Origin of the sequence: Glycomyces sp. NPDC021274, from assembly GCF_040641195.1 — a bacterium.
In the GTDB taxonomy this organism is placed as follows: Bacteria; Actinomycetota; Actinomycetes; order Mycobacteriales; family Micromonosporaceae; genus Glycomyces.
Genome location: NZ_JBFADC010000064.1, coordinates 1 through 1,438, shown reverse-complemented (window position 1 = coordinate 1,438; position 1,438 = coordinate 1). Strand labels below are relative to the sequence as shown.

Here is a 1,438-nt window from a genome sequence, read left to right as displayed (position 1 = left end):
CACAGTCACGTGTTCGAAGGTAGTGGCGCTGGGCACCCCCGTCGTCAACCCCAGCGGTGGTCTTCGCGTAGCCCTCCGGTACGAGATGCCCGTAGGGGTTCTCCTGCTTCAGCGGCACAGAGGTCGGGGTCGGGCCGTGTCATTGGCCTCGTCCGCCGCACACCTCTTGACGCAGCCGCCAACCATTGTCACATTCATCACTGGCAAGTTACGGGCACGTACCGCGATGAACCGCTTACGGACGGACGGTTGGCGATGGCCTCAGTCACCTCAGCGACCGCAGCAGCGACGGGAGAACTCACCGCCGAGCTCAAGGGATTCCGGGAGGTACAACGACTCGCCTACGCCTGCGCGGAAGCCGTGGCCGCCCAGCTCAAGCCCGGGGTCACCGAGCGCGCGGCGGCGCGGATGCAGCGCGAGTGGCTGCGCGAGCGCGGCGTACGGGACTGGTTCCACCTGCCGTTCGCATGGTTCGGCGACCGCACCGCGTTCGTGAATTTCCGTGTGCCGCTGCAGTTCTTCCCCACCAACCGCGAACTGGAACCGGGCATGCCGTTCATCCTCGACATGGCCCCGGTCCACAACGGCTGCACCGCCGACATCGGCTACTCCGGCTGTCTGGGGCTCAACCCCGTGCACGACCGGCTCCTCGCCGACCTTCAAGCCCACCGCGACCTGATCCTGCGCGAGGTGCGCGAACGCCGCCCGCTGCGCGAGATCTACGAGGACGTCGACCGGCTCATGGTCCGGCAGGGGTACGCCAACCGGCACCGCGCCTATCCCTTCGGCGTCATCGCGCACAAGGTCGACCGGGTGCGGCAGCGCCGCTGGTCCCCCACCCTCTTCGGGTTCGGCACCCAGTCCCTCAAGGGCCTCGCCTCGGACGCACTGCACGGCCACCGGGAGGGCTGGTCCCCGCTGTGGAGCCCGTACACCTTCTCCGATCACCCCCCGCAGCCCGGGCTGTGGGCGGTGGAACCCCACCTCGGCTTCCGGGGCACGGGGGCGAAGTTCGAGGAGATCCTGGTCGTCACGGACTCCAGGGACCCGCAGGAAAGCGCCTTTTGGCTGGACGACGATCTGCCGCATGTGCGGCGCTGGCAGGAGGAGAGGGCCGCGTGAAGACAGGACCTGGACGGGACGGACAGCAGCGTCGGGGCACCGGAAGGCCGGCGCCGACCGGGACCGGGCTCCCCGAGGCCCGGGAGCGCTGGGTGCGCACCGGTGGCATTGAACTGTGCGTCGCCGAGCTCGGCGATCCGGACCGGCCCACGGTGATGTTGGTGCACGGCTATCCGGACAGCAAGGAGGTCTGGTCCGAGGTCGCCCGCCGCCTGGCCGACCGCTTCCACGTGGTGCTCTACGACGTCCGGGGCTGCGGTCGCTCCACCGCGCCACGGCCGCTGCGCGGCGGCTTCTCCAGGGTGAAGCCGCCGCG

At 69.7% G+C, this 1,438-nt stretch carries 2 protein-coding genes; both read left to right on the top strand.

From position 1 onward, the window contains the following. The first annotated feature begins 255 nt into the window (after positions 1-255). Entirely contained in the window at positions 256-1,122 is an 867-nt protein-coding gene (locus tag AB0I03_RS26580; RefSeq protein ID WP_073444218.1) for a M24 family metallopeptidase, read from the top strand. Positions 1,123-1,214: 92 nt separating this feature from the next. Then, positions 1,215-1,438, top strand: a 224-nt coding sequence (locus tag AB0I03_RS26575; protein ID WP_360417350.1) for an alpha/beta fold hydrolase, incomplete at its 3' end; no start/stop codon positions are given.